The sequence below is a fragment of the Paraburkholderia sp. A1RI-2L genome, from assembly GCF_048957375.1.
GTDB lineage: Bacteria > Pseudomonadota > Gammaproteobacteria > Burkholderiales > Burkholderiaceae > Paraburkholderia.
On record NZ_JARBTA010000005.1, the window covers coordinates 361,909 to 377,545 of the forward strand.

The 15,637-nt window shown below is 63.3% G+C and carries 16 protein-coding genes; 7 read left to right on the forward strand and 9 right to left on the reverse strand.

What is annotated here, in order from left to right:
• Positions 1 to 31 precede the first annotated feature (31 nt).
• The 4 genes from PWP93_RS34310 to PWP93_RS34325 form a co-directional block, all read right to left on the reverse strand.
• Positions 32 to 457, reverse strand: a complete 426-nt coding sequence (locus PWP93_RS34310; RefSeq protein ID WP_421047984.1) for an organic hydroperoxide resistance protein — start codon at positions 455 to 457, stop codon at positions 32 to 34.
• Between the two features lie 244 nt (positions 458 to 701).
• The gene (locus PWP93_RS34315) at positions 702 to 1,268 is read right to left on the reverse strand and encodes a TetR/AcrR family transcriptional regulator (protein ID WP_421047985.1); all 567 of its coding nucleotides are present in this window, start codon (positions 1,266 to 1,268) and stop codon (positions 702 to 704) included.
• Between the two features lie 104 nt (positions 1,269 to 1,372).
• A complete protein-coding gene (locus PWP93_RS34320) occupies positions 1,373 to 2,008 on the reverse strand; it encodes a LysE family translocator (protein ID WP_421047986.1) in 636 nt (211 codons plus the stop codon).
• Positions 2,009 to 2,212: 204 nt separating this feature from the next.
• Positions 2,213 to 2,929 (reverse strand): CerR family C-terminal domain-containing protein, encoded by a 717-nt coding sequence (locus PWP93_RS34325; RefSeq protein WP_421047987.1) that lies wholly within the window; start codon positions 2,927 to 2,929, stop codon positions 2,213 to 2,215.
• A gap of 112 nt (positions 2,930 to 3,041) precedes the next feature.
• Here PWP93_RS34325 and PWP93_RS34330 point away from each other — a divergent pair, with 112 nt between their 5' ends.
• The 3 genes from PWP93_RS34330 to PWP93_RS34340 are packed head-to-tail and all read left to right on the forward strand — an operon-like array spanning position 3,042 to position 7,260.
• Positions 3,042 to 4,178 carry an HlyD family secretion protein gene (locus PWP93_RS34330; RefSeq protein ID WP_421047988.1) on the forward strand — a complete coding sequence of 379 codons (1,137 nt, stop codon included), beginning with the start codon at positions 3,042 to 3,044 and terminating at the stop codon, positions 4,176 to 4,178.
• Positions 4,171 to 5,766, forward strand: a complete 1,596-nt coding sequence (locus tag PWP93_RS34335) for an MDR family MFS transporter (RefSeq protein WP_421047989.1) — start codon at positions 4,171 to 4,173, stop codon at positions 5,764 to 5,766. Before PWP93_RS34330 ends, PWP93_RS34335 begins: the two co-directional genes overlap by 8 nt.
• Before the next feature lie 18 nt (positions 5,767 to 5,784).
• Positions 5,785 to 7,260, forward strand: coding sequence for an efflux transporter outer membrane subunit (locus tag PWP93_RS34340; protein ID WP_421047990.1), 1,476 nt, complete (start codon positions 5,785 to 5,787; stop codon positions 7,258 to 7,260).
• A gap of 22 nt (positions 7,261 to 7,282) precedes the next feature.
• On the opposite strand, the gene kdgR is transcribed toward PWP93_RS34340, so the two are convergent.
• The 3 genes from kdgR to kduI all read right to left on the reverse strand — a co-directional run bounded on the left by kdgR (position 7,283) and on the right by kduI (position 9,923).
• Entirely contained in the window at positions 7,283 to 8,185 is a 903-nt protein-coding gene (gene kdgR, locus PWP93_RS34345; RefSeq protein WP_421047991.1) for a DNA-binding transcriptional regulator KdgR, read from the reverse strand.
• Between the two features lie 55 nt (positions 8,186 to 8,240).
• On the reverse strand, positions 8,241 to 9,011 hold the full coding sequence (gene kduD, locus PWP93_RS34350; RefSeq protein ID WP_421047992.1) for a 2-dehydro-3-deoxy-D-gluconate 5-dehydrogenase KduD: 771 nt from the start codon (positions 9,009 to 9,011) through the stop codon (positions 8,241 to 8,243).
• Between the two features lie 75 nt (positions 9,012 to 9,086).
• Positions 9,087 to 9,923 (reverse strand): 5-dehydro-4-deoxy-D-glucuronate isomerase, encoded by an 837-nt coding sequence (gene kduI, locus PWP93_RS34355; RefSeq protein ID WP_421047993.1) that lies wholly within the window; start codon positions 9,921 to 9,923, stop codon positions 9,087 to 9,089.
• Between the two features lie 308 nt (positions 9,924 to 10,231).
• Between kduI and kdgT the strand changes: the two genes are divergently transcribed.
• The gene (gene kdgT / locus PWP93_RS34360; protein WP_421047994.1) at positions 10,232 to 11,248 is read left to right on the forward strand and encodes a 2-keto-3-deoxygluconate transporter; all 1,017 of its coding nucleotides are present in this window, start codon (positions 10,232 to 10,234) and stop codon (positions 11,246 to 11,248) included.
• A gap of 86 nt (positions 11,249 to 11,334) precedes the next feature.
• Here the strand turns inward: kdgT and PWP93_RS34365 are convergent, their stop codons facing one another.
• Entirely contained in the window at positions 11,335 to 12,777 is a 1,443-nt protein-coding gene (locus PWP93_RS34365) for an NAD-dependent succinate-semialdehyde dehydrogenase (RefSeq protein WP_421047995.1), read from the reverse strand.
• Between the two features lie 507 nt (positions 12,778 to 13,284).
• Between PWP93_RS34365 and PWP93_RS34370 the strand changes: the two genes are divergently transcribed.
• Positions 13,285 to 14,094, forward strand: coding sequence for a DUF2092 domain-containing protein (locus tag PWP93_RS34370; RefSeq protein WP_421025578.1), 810 nt, complete (start codon positions 13,285 to 13,287; stop codon positions 14,092 to 14,094).
• Between the two features lie 42 nt (positions 14,095 to 14,136).
• Positions 14,137 to 14,661: a hypothetical protein gene (locus PWP93_RS34375; protein WP_421027014.1), complete on the forward strand. Its 525-nt coding sequence runs from the start codon at positions 14,137 to 14,139 to the stop codon at positions 14,659 to 14,661.
• Between the two features lie 47 nt (positions 14,662 to 14,708).
• Here the strand turns inward: PWP93_RS34375 and PWP93_RS34380 are convergent, their stop codons facing one another.
• Positions 14,709 to 15,062, reverse strand: a complete 354-nt coding sequence (locus tag PWP93_RS34380) for a DUF1330 domain-containing protein (protein ID WP_421025577.1) — start codon at positions 15,060 to 15,062, stop codon at positions 14,709 to 14,711.
• Between the two features lie 336 nt (positions 15,063 to 15,398).
• On the opposite strand from PWP93_RS34380, the gene PWP93_RS34385 reads away from it, so the two are divergent.
• On the forward strand, positions 15,399 to 15,620 hold the full coding sequence (locus PWP93_RS34385; RefSeq protein WP_421025576.1) for a hypothetical protein: 222 nt from the start codon (positions 15,399 to 15,401) through the stop codon (positions 15,618 to 15,620).
• Positions 15,621 to 15,637: the final 17 nt, after the last annotated feature.

Genomic DNA, 15,637 nt, shown 5'->3' on the forward strand with positions numbered 1-15,637 from the left:
ATCGGAAATCGAGAAAATAACCGGCGCGTCGTTAGACGATCGTCAGCGTGACGTCGATGTTGTTGCGCGTGGCGTTCGAGTACGGGCACACGATATGGGCCTTGTCGACGAGTGCCTGGGCAGCGGCACGGTCCATGCCGGGCAGAGAGATGCGCAGTTCGACTTCGATGCCGAAGCCGTTGGGAATCGCGCCGATGCCCACACGGCCAGTAATGGAGGCGTCGGCCGGAATGGCGATCTTGTCGCGTGCAGCGACGAACTTCATCGCACCGATGAAGCAGGCGCTATAGCCAGCGGCAAACAGTTGTTCGGGGTTGGCGCCATCGCCGCCCGCGCCGCCCAGTTCGCGCGGCGTGGTGAGCTTGAACGCGAGATGGCTTGCGGGCACCACTGCGCTGCCATCGCGGCCCCCGGTTGCGGTTGCTTCTGCAGTGTAGAGAACTTTTTCGATCGACATGGCTGACTCTCCTTGGTGAGCTTTGCAGCAAATGGCGCTGCGGGTGTGAATCGGCTGAATCATTAGTCGTCCAGACCGAGGGCGGTCTTCGCGACGAACTGCGCTACAACGTTACAGCGACAATATCGACCATTCGTGGCGTCGCATGATCATAGTCGCCTATTCACTATCTAGTGATAGATAGACAAATGCTGCCATAAAAAGGCGGCACGCCGCCTTCGTTCAAACATTTCCGATCGTCCCATCAGGGAACGGCTTTCCACATTGCTTCCACGTCTTCGAGCCGCGCCTTCGTATGAAACAAGCGGCTCGCCAGCACGCTGCCCTGCAGCGCCGCGAACAACGTGCGTGCCGCGCTTTCCGGCTTGCCGCGCGCAACTAGCGTGCCTTCCTCTACGCCTTGCGCCAGCACTTTTGCGAGCCACGCTTCGTTGGCGCGGAAGAATGCTTGCACAGCCTCGCGCACCGTCTCTGGCAGTGTGCCGATGTCGGCGGCCAGCATGCCGCACAGACAGATCTGGTCACCGTCGCCAAGCGTCTTGCCGAACATCCGCGTGTACCTTGTGAGCTTCTCGTTCGCGGGTAGCGCCGGGTCTACTGCCTGCAGGGCGCGCATGACTTCGCCACTGTACTGATTCACCGCTTCGAGCACCAGGTCGTCTTTCGACGGGAAGTAATAGTGGATGCTGGACGTTTTCACGCCCACGAGTTCCGAAAGGTCGCGATAGCTGAAGCCGTTGTAGCCGCGCAGCATCATCAACGTGATGGCGTGGTCCAATACCTGCTCGCGTACTGTCAACTTCGTTTCCATGGGTTGGAATTTATCTACTGGAAGATAGATTGTCAAGTGCGGAAACGAAATTTTGTTTCCTTTGTTTATCTTCGCTCCCTGTTGCTCCGCGGATCAGCCGTGCTTCAGAGCCCTCGCCGGCCCGCGCTGAGGATCAGCCGCAAGCCTAGTGCGGCGATCGCGCCCGCCGCGATGCGGTCGATCCAATGCTTCGCGCGCAGATAAATATCGCGCGGGCGCTGGCTCGAAAAGCAGAGCGCGACTACGGTGTACCAGCCGGTTTCGATCGCGAACACGAGCGGCGGCAGCGCGAAATAGCACCAGAGCGGCGGATGCTGCGGGAGCAGCGCCACGAAGATGCTGCCGTAAGCCACGGCCGTTTTCGGGTTGCTCAATTGGGTCGTCAGGCCGGTCCAGAACGATTTGCCCGGACAGGCTCCCTGTGCTTCGCCCTTGCTCATGATCACAGGCTGGCCCGCGCCGCGCCAGATGCGCGAGGCAATGTAGAGGAGGTAAAGGCCGCCAGCGATCTTGAGTCCGGCGTAGAGCCACTCGACGGTGGAGAGGAGTGTATAGAGACCCACCAGCGCAACGCCGGCAAAGCAGATCGCGCCGATGCCCATGCCGAAAGCAGTCGCGACACCGTCCCGGCGCGACAGGCCGATCGCGTTGCGCGCGACCATCACGAAGCTGGGGCCGGGGCTCATTGCGCCGAGCAGGACGGCGGCGAGAATGCTGACGACAGCAGTAGTGGGAGACATGGCGGGGCCGAAAGCACGGAATAAGTTTTTAACACTAGCACGCGCATAGACGCTTCGCACGAGCCAATTGGCGATGTTCGAATGCCAAAGTGTCCATGCCGATCGGGGTTTCCGAAGCGAATCCAAATGCCGGTTTGGTTCCGGATTGGAAACTCACGCGGGCGTCCGCTGCTTTTCGAGCCTCAAGCCGGCGTCAAGCAGGCTTCAAGCCCCATGCGCGTCACGCTCCCGGCTCCAGTGTTCGAGCAGCACGCGCGTTTGTTCGCCGATGTTCGCCTTGAGGAACTCGGCTTTTGCGGCATCGATGTCTTTCCATTCGAGCATCGTGAGCGTCGAGCGACGCGCGACGTAGAAGAGCAGAAATTGCCCGTAAAGACTGAACATGCGCACGATGGTGAGCGGATCATCGGCGGCGAGGCCCGTGATGCGGGCCAGCAGTGCCGAGTTCACTACGTTCAGCGGCATGCGCACACGCTCGCGCAGCACCTCGGTGCCGATTTCGGGCTCGCCGCCGCCTTGCTCGCGCGCGAAAAAAAGCCGCTGGTCCGGCTCGCAGTGCTTTACGAAGGTGCGGTCGGCCACGCTGCGCTGAATGTCGAGAAACGCTTCGATGAGCACGGCGGTGTCGGCGTCGCGCTCGAGCGCCGTGCGGGCGCGCAGCACGGCGGGCTCGAAGGCCTCCCACGAAGCGTCGGCGAGTGACTCGGCACACGCGCGGTAAAGCCCTTCCTTGTTCTCGAAGTAGTACTGCAGCGCCGGTGCGTTGACGCCGGCGCGCGCTGCGATGTCCCGCGTCGAGGCGCCCTCGAAGCCGTGCTGCCCGAACAGGCTGATGGCGGCTTCGATGATCTTGCGGCGCGTTTCGTCTCCGCGCGCATAGCCGCCCGCCGCCGGGCGGCGCAGTCGTTTCGGTTCGTTCATAAGCATCCGGTTAGCACCCAGGTTTTCAGAAATATATCACTTGACACAATTTTTCCGAATGGAATAATTTTGCCAACTGGAATAATTCCGATCATTTAAGGTTCATGCAAACATGTCTACGACTGCGGGGGCATCGGGGCGCGAAGCGTCGAGCGATGCCGTTTCGGCTGAAAAGCGTGGCACCCGGCGCATCGTGCTGGCGGCGCTCGGGCTCGTGGCGCTGGTTGCTTCGGTGGCATGGGGCGGCCACTGGTGGCTCGTCGGGCGCTTCATCGAGAGCACCGACGACGCTTATCTGAAGGCCGATAGCGTGACAATCGCGCCGAAGGTGAACGGCTATGTCACGGATGTTTATGTGGCCGACAACCAGGGGGTGAAGGCCGGCGACCCGCTCGTGAAACTCGACGCACGCCAGTACCAGGTCGCGCTCGATCAGGCGAACGCGACTGTGGACGCACGCAACGCGGACATCCAGCATGCCGAGGCGCAACTCGCGCAACAGCATGCCAACATTGCCCAGACCCAGGCGCAGCAGGAAGTGGCGCGCGTGGGCCTGCACCACGCTCAAGACGAAGTCGCGCGCTATGCGCCCCTTACCGCAATAGGCGCGGAAACCGCCGATCGTCTCGCGGAACTCAAGAGCCAGCGCGAACAGGCTCAGGCCAAGCTGGCCGCCGACACCGCCGCCGTGGAAGCCGCGCGCTCACAGATCGCCGCGCTCACCGCACAGATCGCACAGGCCCGCGCGCAACTCGAGGCGGCGCGCGCCAATGCTGCACAGGCGCAACTCGATCTGGACAACACCGTGGTGAGGAGCGCGCTCGCGGGGCGCGTGGGCGACCGCACGGTTCGCGTGGGCGAGTATGTGCAGCCCGGCACGCGCATGCTCACCGTGGTGCCTGTGCAGCAGACTTACCTCACCGCGAATTTCAAGGAAACGCAGATTGGCCGCATGCGCGTGGGCCAACCTGTGGAGATGCATGTCGACGCACTCCCGGGCCATACGCTGCATGGGGTGGTGGACAGCTTTTCGCCGGGCACCGGCGCGCAATTCGCGCTGCTGCCGCCAGAAAATGCCACCGGCAATTTCACCAAGATCGTGCAGCGCGTGCCGGTGCGCATCCGTGTCGAGACCGGTCCCGACACGCGCGGCGTGCTGCTGCCCGGCATGTCCGTGACCGTGGACGTCGACACCCGTTCCGCTCGCGAGGACGACCGCCGCATCGACGCCGAGAACCATCGTGGCTGAACACACCACTGGACAGGCGGGCGCCGCGCATCCGCCCGGCGAGCGCGCGAGCGTGGCCGACTGGATCGCGGTGGCGGCCGGCGCGCTTGGCGCGCTGATGGCGACGCTCGACATTTCCATTACGAACTCGGCGCTGCCGCAGATTCAAGGCGAGATTGGCGCGACCGGCACCGAGGGCACGTGGATCTCCACGGGCTACCTGATGTCCGAGATCGTGATGATTCCGCTTGCTGCGTGGCTCACGCGGGTCTTCGGACTGCGAAATTTTCTGCTCGTCAATTCCGCGCTTTTTATCGGCTTTTCGATGACGTGCGGCTGGTCGAACTCGCTCGGCCTGATGATTGCAGGGCGCATCGGCCAGGGCTTCACGGGCGGCGCGATGATTCCCACCGGCCAGACCATCATCCGCACGCGTCTGCCACTCTCGCAGTTGCCGATCGGCATGACGGTGTTCGGCCTCATTGTGCTGCTCGGGCCGCTGCTTGGTCCGGTCGTGGGCGGCTGGCTTGCGGAAAACATCAGCTGGAGCTGGTGCTTCTTCATCAACCTGCCCGTGTGTCTCGCGCTCATCACGCTGCTGATCGTCGGTCTCGAGCCCGATCGCCCGCATTGGGAAGCATTTTTCAAGGCTGACTGGCTCGGCATCGCCGGGCTGGCGGTGGGACTGAGTTCGCTCACCGTCGTGCTCGAAGAGGGGCAGCGCGAGCGCTGGTTCGAATCGAACATGATCGTCATGCTCTCGTGGGTGACGATTGCAGGCATGGCGCTTATCGCGCTTTCGCAGTTCATGGCCAAAAAGCCGATCCTGCGCCTTTCGCTCATGCGCAATCCGCGCTATGCGAGTGTGATCGTGATCGTGTTTGCAGTGGGTGCGGGGCTCTACGGCATTTCGTATTTGCTGCCGCAGTTTCTCTCGCTGGTCGCGGGCTATAACGCGGAGCAATCGGGCGCGATCATGCTGCTTTCCGGCTTGCCCGCGTTCGCGATGATGCCCGTGTTGCCGCGCCTGCTGGGCAAGGTGGATTTTCGCGTGCTGGTGGTGAGCGGGCTGTTGCTGTTCACGCTCAGTTGCATGCTCGATATTTCGCTTACCGCACAGAGCGTGGGTCACGATTTCGTGTGGTCGCAACTGGTGCGCGGCACGGCGCAGATGCTCGCGATGATGCCGCTCAATCAGGCCTCGATGGCCGCCGTTTCGCGCGAAGACTCGGGCGATGCGGCAGGGCTCTATAACATGGCGCGCAATCTGGGTGGGTCGGTGGGGCTTGCGATCATCGGCACGCTCATCGACCGCCGCGAGACGTATCACACCGCCGTGCTGCGCGAGTCGATCAGCGCCAACTCGCTGATCGGACAGGAGCGCCTGGCGGCGGGCGCGGCGAACTGGTTCACGCAAACGGGCGACATGGCTCATTCGCAGATGCGCTCGCTCGGTCAGATCGCCCTGCAGATCCAGCAGCAAGCGCTGGTTATCACGTTTTCCGAAACATTCTGGGTGCTCGGCATCGCACTGGCGGCATGCGTCCCGCTGGCGCTTCTGCTCAAGAAACCGCAGCCCGGCGTGGATACGTCGTCGGCCGGCCACTGACGCTTCAACTTCTGACTCATGACGGCAATTCGCTCTTCCCGATCCGCAATCGCGCCGCTTACGGTACTGACGGTGCTGGCTGCCGCGTGTGCGCTCGCAGCCTGCACCGTGGGCCCCGACTATCGCGGTGCTCCGGAGGTCGAGCCGGAGGCGGTCAGCGCCGCCACCTTCGTTCGCACGCCTGCGCGGGGCGTGACGCCCGAACGCGCGCCCAGTGAATGGTGGCTCTCGTTCGACGACCCTCAGTTGAATGCGCTGGTTGCCGCTGCCTTCGAGCACAATCCCGATCTGCGCGCCGCCCAGGCGCGGCTGCGCCAATCGCGCGCGCAGTTGCAGCAGCAGCGCGCTGCGGAGCTGCCCAAGATCTCGGCCAACGCCGCCGCGCCGCGCTTGCGCGAACCCAATCTCAACGCATTCTCGCCGCAGCCCGGGAGCTCCGGGGCGGGGCGCGGCCCGCTGCAGTTTTACACGGCCGGCTTCGACGCATCGTGGGAGATCGATCTGTTCGGCGGCACGCGTCGTGCCGTCGAGGCGGCAAGCGACGAAGCCGATGCGGTGCAGGCCGATCTCGCCGATGTGCAAGTCTCGCTCGCGGCCGAAGTGGTTCAGGCTTACGTCGATCTGCGCGACGAACAGCAGCGCCTCGCGATTGCGCAGCGCAATGCGGATTTGCAGCAGCAGATGCTGACGTTGACCGAGCAGCGGCGCGCGGGCGGAACCGCGGCGGAGGTGGATGTCGAGCGATTGACCACCCAGGTCGAGACCACGCGCTCGACGCTCGCACCGCTTGCGGCACAGGTGGAAATGTCGCTCGACCAGTTGGCGGTGCTCACCGGCAAGGCGCCCGGCGCGCTCGATGCCGAACTGGCCGCGCCGCGTGCGCTGCCGTCGCTGCCTGCTTCGGTGCCCGTGAGCGACCCCACGACGATGCTCGCACAGCGCCCCGATATCCGCGCGGCCGAGCGCCGGCTGGCATCGAGCAATGCGCAAATCGGCGAGCACGTGGCCGACTTTTTGCCCAAACTCACGCTATTCGGCAGTCTGGGCTTCACGGCCGCCGACCCGGGCCATCTGATGCGCAAGAACAACTTCAGCTGGGCGGGGGTGCCCTATCTGCAGTGGAATGTGTTCGACTTCGGCCGCACGCTGGGCGCAGTGCATGGCGCCGAGGCCGCGCGCGACGAAGCCGAGGCGCGCTACGAAAAGGCCGTGCTCGCCGCGCTGCAGGACGCGAACGGCGCGCTTTCGCGCTATGGCTACCAGCGCGAGCATCTGCTGACGCTGCAAAAGGTGCAGAACTCGGCGCAGCGTTCGGCCACGCTGATGCGCGCGCGCTATCGTGCCGGGGCGTCGACGCTCGTCGATCTGCTCGACACGCAGCGCGCCGAATTCCTCGCGCAGCAAGATGTGATTGCGGGGCAGGCGCAGTTGCTCAAGGATTTTGTTTCGCTTCAGAAAAGCTTGGGGCTCGGCTGGTGCAGCAACGCAAGCTGAGCGCGGTGGCGCTCATCGGAAATCAGCCGGGCTCGGCGGCGGTGTGTTCGCGCGCCGCCGGCTCGTGATAGCCCAGTCGCGCCGAGATCGCCGCGCCCGCGCGTTTGAGCAGCGCGACGTAATGCGGTTTCGTATCGGCACCGCAGCGCATGGTCGGAAACGAAATCGACAGCCCTGCGGCGACACGCCCGAAACGGTCGAACACTGGCACGGCGAGACACTGCAAGCCTTCCTCCTGTTCTTCGTTATCCTCACCAAAGCCTTGCTCGCGCACGTGCGGAAGAATGCTCAGCACCGCATCGGCACAAGAAAGCGTTTTCTGCGTCGGCTTCCGGAATTCCACGTGCGAGAGGGTTTCCGCTGCCTCCTTGGGGTCCATCCAGGCGAGCAGCACCTTGCCGATCGCGGTGCTGTGCAGCGGATTGCGCCGGCCGATGCGCGATTGCATGCGCAGCCCGTAGTCGGCATCGATCTTGTGGATGTAGATGATCGCGTCCTCGTCGAACGCGCCCAAATGCACGGCTTCGCGCGTCATGGCCGCGATGCGGCGCATCTCGATGTCCGCTTCGCGCACGAGATCCACGCTCTCCAGCGCCTGCGCGCCGAGTTCGAAGAGGCGGATCGTCAGGCGGTAGCGGTCCGTTTCCACCTCCTGGGCGACATAGCCGAGTGCCTTCAAGGTTTGCAGCACCCGGTGCACCGTGGTCTTCGAGAGCGCGAGCCGTTGCGAAAGCTCGCTGATGCCGATCGGCCCGCGTTCGCCGAGCGCGCCGAGAATGGCAAAGACGCGTCCGATCGACGAGGCCGATTCGCCTTTCTCGCCGCCGGCGTCGAGTTCGTTCATTGCGCCCGTCGTATTGCTGTGCGCACGCGCCGTGGCGCGCTCGCCTTGCGCGCTGCGTCGGCCTTTGCCCGTTGCTGCCATTGTTCCTGGTCCGTGTCGATGGGTGGTGCGTCAAGCATACCGCGTCCCGCGCCCGCTAGCGGGTCAGCCAACCGCCGTCCACCGCGAGCGTATGTCCATGCACGTAGTCCGACGCGCTCGAAGCGAGAAATACCACTGGCCCCGCGAGGTCTGCGCTCGTGCCCCAGCGGCCAGCCGGAATTCGTCCGATGATTGCCTCGTTGCGCTCAGCATCTTCGCGCAGTGCCGTGGTGTTGGCGGTGGCCATGTAGCCTGGCGCGATCGCGTTCACGTTGATGCCGCGAGGCGCCCATTCGTTCGCGAGCAGGCGCGTGAGGCCGACCACGCCGCTCTTGGCGGCCGTGTAAGAAGCCACGCGGACGCCTCCCTGAAACGACAGCATGGAAGCGATGTTGATGATCTTGCCGCCGCTTTGCTGCTTGACGAACTGACGTGCAGCGGCCTGGGCGAGGAAGAAGACGCTCTTGAGGTTGACGTTCATGACGGCATCCCAGTCGTCTGGCGCGAACTCCAGTGCGTCGCAGCGGCGGATTATGCCGGCGTTGTTCACGAGCACATCGATGCGCCCGCAGGCTTCGAGCGCGGCCCGCACGATGTCCTCGACAGGCGCGATGGAAGCGAGGTCGGCACGCACGTCGATGAAGCGGCGTCCGGTTGCTGCCACGCTCGCCGGCGTGTTTCCCGGCCCGCGCCGGCTCACGCCGACGATATCGCAACCCGCCTGTGCGAGTGCGGTGGCCATGCCGGCGCCGAGGCCGGCGTTGCAGCCGGTGACGAGCGCGACCTTGCCGCTGAGGTCGAATGGATTGACGGTGCTGAATACCATGGGCTCGGTGCCTTGCGAAAGACGATGCGGCGGACGAAAGTTTTCCTGATTTCCGATGAGAAAGCGTGCGTGCGATCAGCGCAGATCGCGCACGCCGACATGGTCCATGTCGCTGAATACCTGGTTTTCGCCGGCCATGCCCCAGATGAACGTATAGGCGCGCGTGCCGACACCCGAGTGAATCGACCAGCTCGGCGAAATCACGGCCTGTTCATCGTGCACGATCAGGTGCCGCGTTTCACGCGGCTCGCCCATCATGTGAAACACAGCTGCGTCGTCGGCGAGGTTGAAATAGAAATACACTTCCATGCGCCGCTCGTGCGTGTGGCACGGCATGGTGTTCCAAAGGTTGCCGGGTTCTAGCTTCGTCACGCCCATTGAGAGCTGGCATGTGGACAGAACTTCCGGCACGAGGAATTTGTAGATCGTGCGCCGGTTGCTCGTGGCGCGGTCGCCCAGCGTCTGCGGCGACGCTTGTGCAAGCGTGATCGTGCGGGTGGGGTGCGTTTCGTGCGCAGGCACGCAGTTCAGATAAAACTTCGCCGGGCGCGCGGCTTCGTCGCTGCCGAAGGCGAGATTCCGCGCGCCTTTGCCGATATAGATCGCTTCCTCGTTGCGCACGGCGTGGCGCGCGCCGTCCACGTCCACCCAGCCATTCCCGCCGATATTGATCGCGCCCAGTTCGCGCCGCTCCAGCAGATGGCCCACACCGATCGACTGGCCGAGCGACGCTGGCACTTCCACGGCGCGTGTGACGGGAAACGCTCCGCCAACGATGATGCGATCGACATGGCTGTAGGTGAGGCGCAACGCGTCGCGCTCGAAAACCCGCTCGATGAGAAATGCCTTGCGCAGTCCTTCGGTGTCCAGCGTCCTTGCATATTCGCTGTTGATGCTTTGTCGCACTTCCATGCAGGCTCTCCGTTGAATGGAAAGGCGCGCTCGCGCCCGATTGGATTGACTATAGTGCAGATCTAAATTTTCGGAACATCGGTCCGAAACGGTGCGCTGCCATAGCGAGCCTCTCAAGCAAGCAGCCCAGATAATGGGAAAATCCAATAAATACGCGGGTATACGTTGACGAAAGCTGAATGAGAAATCGGAACGATGTTCCTTTTACGCTGCTATTCTTTTCTCGAAGGGAGCATCTCGACCACAAGCCGGACGCCATGCACTTGAGTGCCGATCCGGCGAAGCGATGTGAAGTTCAAGGAGGAGGCATGAAGCTGAAGAAGGCCATCGATCGCATACCAGGCGGCCTGATGCTGGTGCCGTTGCTACTCGGCGCCTGTGTTCACACGTTCGCGCCCGGCGCCGGCAAGTACTTTGGTTCATTCACCAATGGATTGATCGCGGGAACCGTGCCGATCCTCGCGGTCTGGTTCTTCTGCATGGGCGCGACCATCGACCTGCGCGCAACCGGCACAGTGCTGCGCAAATCGGGCACGCTGCTCGTGACGAAGATGGCAGTGGCGTGGGTCGCCACGCTGATTGCAGCGCGCTTCATTCCGGTGGATGGCGTCAAGGCCGGTCTTTTCGCGGGGCTATCGGTGCTCGCGATCACGACTTCGATGGATATGACCAACGGCGGTCTTTATGCCGCCGTCATGCAGCAGTACGGCACCAAGGAAGAGGCGGGCGCGTTCGTGCTCATGTCGATCGAATCGGGGCCGCTCGTCAGCATGATCATTTTCGGCGCAACGGGCGTGGCGTTCTTCGAACCGAGGCTCTTCGTGGGCGCGGTGCTGCCATTCGTCGTGGGCTTCGTGCTTGGCAACCTCGATCACGAGTTGCGCGACCTGTTCGGCCGTTGCGTACATCCGCTGATTCCGTTTTTCGGTTTCGCGCTCGGCAACGGCATCGATCTCAACGTGATCGTGAAGAGTGGCTTTGCGGGCGTGGTGCTCGGGCTTGGCGTGATCGTCGTGACGGGCATTCCGCTGATTTTCGCCGACCGCTGGATCGCGGGCGGCAACGGGGCGGCGGGACTCGCGGCGTCGTCCACGGCAGGCGCCGCAGTGGCGAATCCCGCGATCATCGGCGAAATGATTCCCCGCTTCAGGCCGCTCGTGCCCGCGGCCACGGCAATGGTCGCTACCGCGTGTCTGGTCACGGCAATACTCGTGCCCATTCTCACGGCGCTCTGGGTGCGCAGGAGGAGTGCGCGAGACGCCTTGCGCGAGGAATTCATGGGGCCGGCGGTGCCGCCGATCGTGGGGCACGATGCACATGTTTAGGTACACGAACTAATGTGCTAGCACGCTAACGCATTCATGTACTGCAGCGCGCCGCGCGAAACCCTCGTGCGCGGCGCGTTCGTCTATCAACGATGCTCGGTGACGAACTTGGTCACGAGATACGCTTCCATGGCTTCAGTGCCGCCTTCCGAGCCATAGCCCGAGTCCTTCACGCCGCCGAACGGCACCTCGGGCAGGGCGAGCCCATGGTGGTTGATGGACAGCATGCCCGTCTCGATGTCTTCCGAAAGCGCCGCCGAGGTCGCGCTCGAGCGCGTATAGGCATACGCGGCGAGGCCGTAGGGCAGGCGGTTCGCTTCCGCCACGGCGTCTTCGTAGCGCGAGAAACGCGTCACGGGCGCGAGCGGGCCGAACGGCTCTTCATTCATGATGCGCGCGGAGAGCGGCACATCGGTCAGCACGGTGGGCGCGAAGAAGTAGCCTTCGCGGCCCACGCGCTCGCCGCCGGTCAGCACCTTTGCGCCGTGCTCGCGCGCGTCGGCCACGAGGCGCTCCATGGCGGCAAGGCGCCGGTCGTTCGCGAGCGGACCCATCTGCACGCCTTCGGCGAGGCCGTTGCCCACCTTGATGGCCTTGGTGGCCGCCACGAAGTGCTCGAGGAACTCGTCGTACGCGGCGTCTTCAATCATGAAGCGCGTGGGCGAAATGCATACCTGGCCCGCGTTGCGGAACTTGGCTCCTGCGAGCAGCTTCGCGGCGCGCGGGATATCCGCGTCGGCGAACACGAGGGCGGGTGCATGGCCGCCGAGCTCCATCGTCGCGCGCTTCATGTGCTCGCCGGCCTTGGAGGCCAGCAGCTTGCCCACGGGCGTGGAGCCCGTGAAAGAGATTTTGCGGATGGCCGGGTGCGCGATCAGATACGACGACACTTCCGAAGGCACGCCGAACACGAGATTGAGCGCGCCCTGGGGCAGGCCCGCGTCGATGAACACCTGCACCAGCGCCGCGCAGCTCGCGGGCGTTTCTTCCGGTCCCTTGAGCACGACGGTGCAGCCCGATGCGAGCGCGGCCGATACCTTGCGCACCGCCTGATTGAGCGGGAAGTTCCAGGGCGTGAAGCAGGCGACCGGGCCCACGGGTTCGCGCGTGACGATCTGGCGGACCGCGTCGGTGCGCGAGGGCACCACGCGGCCGTAGGTGCGGCGGCCTTCTTCGGCGAACCAGTCGATGACGTCGGCGCCCGCGAGCGTTTCGCCCTTTGCTTCGACTAGCGGCTTGCCTTGCTCGCGCGTCATGATCGCAGCGATGTCGCCGGCGCGCTCGCGCAGGATATCGGCGGCGCGGCGCATCAGCTTGCTGCGTTCGAGCGGCGAGACTTTGCGCCAGGTGGCGAAGGCGCGTGCGGCGGCGGAAGCGGCGTCCGAGAGGTCCTGCTCGCTGGCGAGGCTCAGGCGGCCGATCTCCGCCTCGGTGGCGGGGTCGATCACGGCAATCTTCTTTGCGCCGGCGCGCCACGCGCCATCGACGTAAATCTGGGTATCCGGATAAGGCTTCACGCTGGAACTCATGATCGAACAATCCTCTTCAACGGTGCAACGGTGGGAAGCGGGCGCCGCGCACGGCAACGCGGGAGGCGCCGTGGCCGGGAACTGCCTGAGAGCCGTCCATTCTGCCATCGCCGCGCGCATTCTGCAGGCTCGTGTCCCCCCGGACCACGGGCATTCTGCCCTGCACCAGTTCGATAGCGTGACGCAAGCGACAGCGGGCCTTGCTCGACCGCCGCTTCATTTGAGTCGACGCAAACCCGTGAAATGGCTCAGACGCTATGCTTGCGGCCGGCATGCATATTCGCGCACCGGCACAGATGTATTTGCGGTTCGAGTGCGAATCTTTACAGTAGCGCCGATTAATTAAATACGTGCTCGCGTGCCTGAAACTTGCCCGAATGCATTGGTGATGAAATTCACGAAACGGAAGTAAAGTTACACTGTTGTTCCGCGGCACAAACGACTATTCAGGGGTTGAAGCTCAACGTTGCGAAATCGGCCTGCCAGGCCAATTAAAGGAGAAGAAGCGTGACGCAAAAGTTTACCAGGTTGGCACTTGCCGCTGCGATTGCTGGCGCATTATGTGCTTCGGGAGGTGCCGCAATGGCGGCATCGAAGGCGGCATCAAAGGCAAACGCACCGTCTGCCGCGCATAAGCCGGATCCGGCGGCAATCGATGCGCTGGTCAAAATGAACAATTACTTGCAAACCGTCAAGCAATTCGCTCTCGATGTCGATTCGACGACGGACCAGATCATGGTCGATGGTCCGACGACGCAACTGATCCAGATGTCGCACAACACGAAGATGACCGTGAGCCGCCCCGATTCCCTCAAGGCGGATATCGTTGGCGGCGCGCCCGGCAACAGCCGCCACGCGATTTATGACGGCAAGACCTTCACGCTCTATACGGAGCCGGCCAACTATTACGCAACGGTCCCCGCGCCGTCGACGATCAAGGAACTGATCGGCGATCTCGAGTCCAGGTATGGCGTTGAATTGCCGCTGAACGATATCTTCTCGCTGGGCGCGGATCCGGCAGCCTTTGCCGATGTGATTTCAGCGGTATATGTAGGCGACGAAGTGGTAAGCGGAAATACCTGTTCGCATTACGCTTATCATCAAAAGCATATCGATTGGCAAATCTGGATTCAGAAAGGCGAGCAGCCGCTGCCATGCAAGTTGAATATCGTGACGTCGGCGGACAAGGAGCGACCCCAATATACGGCTGTGTATCGCTGGAATCTCAAACCCGAGATCACACCGGCGACATTTAAATTCAAGCCGCCTGAAAATGCACATCAGATCAAATTTGTGCAATCCAGCGCCGCCCAATAATATTTTCATACAGGGATCACCATGCACTCGAAAAAATTCTTGATGACAGCGGTCGCCGCGCTGTTAGCGGCGGGAGTGGCAACGACCGCCGGCGCGTTTCAGACTCGAGGCGGCGCGCGGACATCGGTGAGCGGGGCTAACGGAGGAGGCGCGAATCCGGCCAATGTCCAGACCCGGCAAGAGAACCGCACCGCGCGCTCGGCCGATCGCCAGAACACCATGCAGCAAACCAGTGCGAACCGGGCCAACGCGGCGACGAACATCAGCAACAACCGCGCGAATGTCGCGAACAACGTCAGCAATAACCGGGCCAATGTCGCCAATAACTACAACGACAACCACAACAGCTGGTACAACGACCATCCGGTGGCAACGGCGGCTGCCGTGACCACGGCGGTGGTCGGCACAGCGGCCGTGATCGGTTCCATCGTCCACACTTTGCCGCCTAGTTGCTCGGCCATGACCGTCAACGGCGTGACGTACCAGCAATGCGGTTCGACGTGGTATCAGCCGCAATACTCGGGCACTACGGTGCAATACGTGGTGGTCAACGCGCCGCCGCACTAAGGAGCGCGCGGGCGCCTGTGCCTGAACCGTGTCGCCCCGGCAGGGCATCAGGGGGCGACGCCGGTTGCGGGCATGGGCACGCCCGCGAGCACGTCGGCGGCGCGGTGCGGCTGCGCAACCTGGTCGACGATGAACACCTCGCCGCTCGAGTGCTGCGTGCGCAACGGCAAGATGGCCTGATAGGCTTGCGAGCAATACCACGCTCGTGCGCGCTTGCGGTCGTCGAATTCGATCACGATCAGATTGCCCCTGAACTTTCCTTCGAGCCGCTCCACGGGGCCGCCGTGGATGATGAAGCGCCCGCCGAACGGCGCGAGCGTGGCGTCGATCTTCTCCAGATATTCGACGATATCGGCGCACAGTTCGGTCTGGTGCAGATGGGCGATGGCGTAGGCGGTCATGATGTCCTCGCGGAGGCTGGGAAATGGGTGGGAGCCGCCTGCGAGAATAGGGCGGCGCGCGAGGCGAATCGATTACCTCTGGGGTAATGCAAAAAAGTGCTTGCAAATGCCTGGGGAAAACCCTAGAATGGTCTCGTCTCCTCCATGTCTCCTCCTGATATGGATTTAGCCCGCCTGCTCAGGCGGGCTTTTTCTTTTCCGGCGTTGGAAATGCGCCTCTCTCGTGTCCGGTCCGGACCTGTCCCCATTCACTTGCGGTCAAGCTTCGAGCGTAAAATTGACTCATCGGCGTCCCCGCCGGGACGCCCAGGCGCTCAACGCAGCACTCAAGCCCCAATGAAATCGTCTCCCGCGCAAGACCCGAACAAGCGCAAGCAGCCGCCCACCTGGGTGCTCAACACGCTAACCGTGCTCGTTGGGTTGCTCACGCTCGCCGTAGGCCTGGGCTGGCTGATCTACAGCTGGGAAGTCGACCGGGAGATGCCTTATTTCGCGATCCCGCTCGTGCTGTGCGTGCCGGTGATCGCGGCCGTGGCGTTCCGCAATATCTGGGACTGACGCAAGCGGGCCGGGCG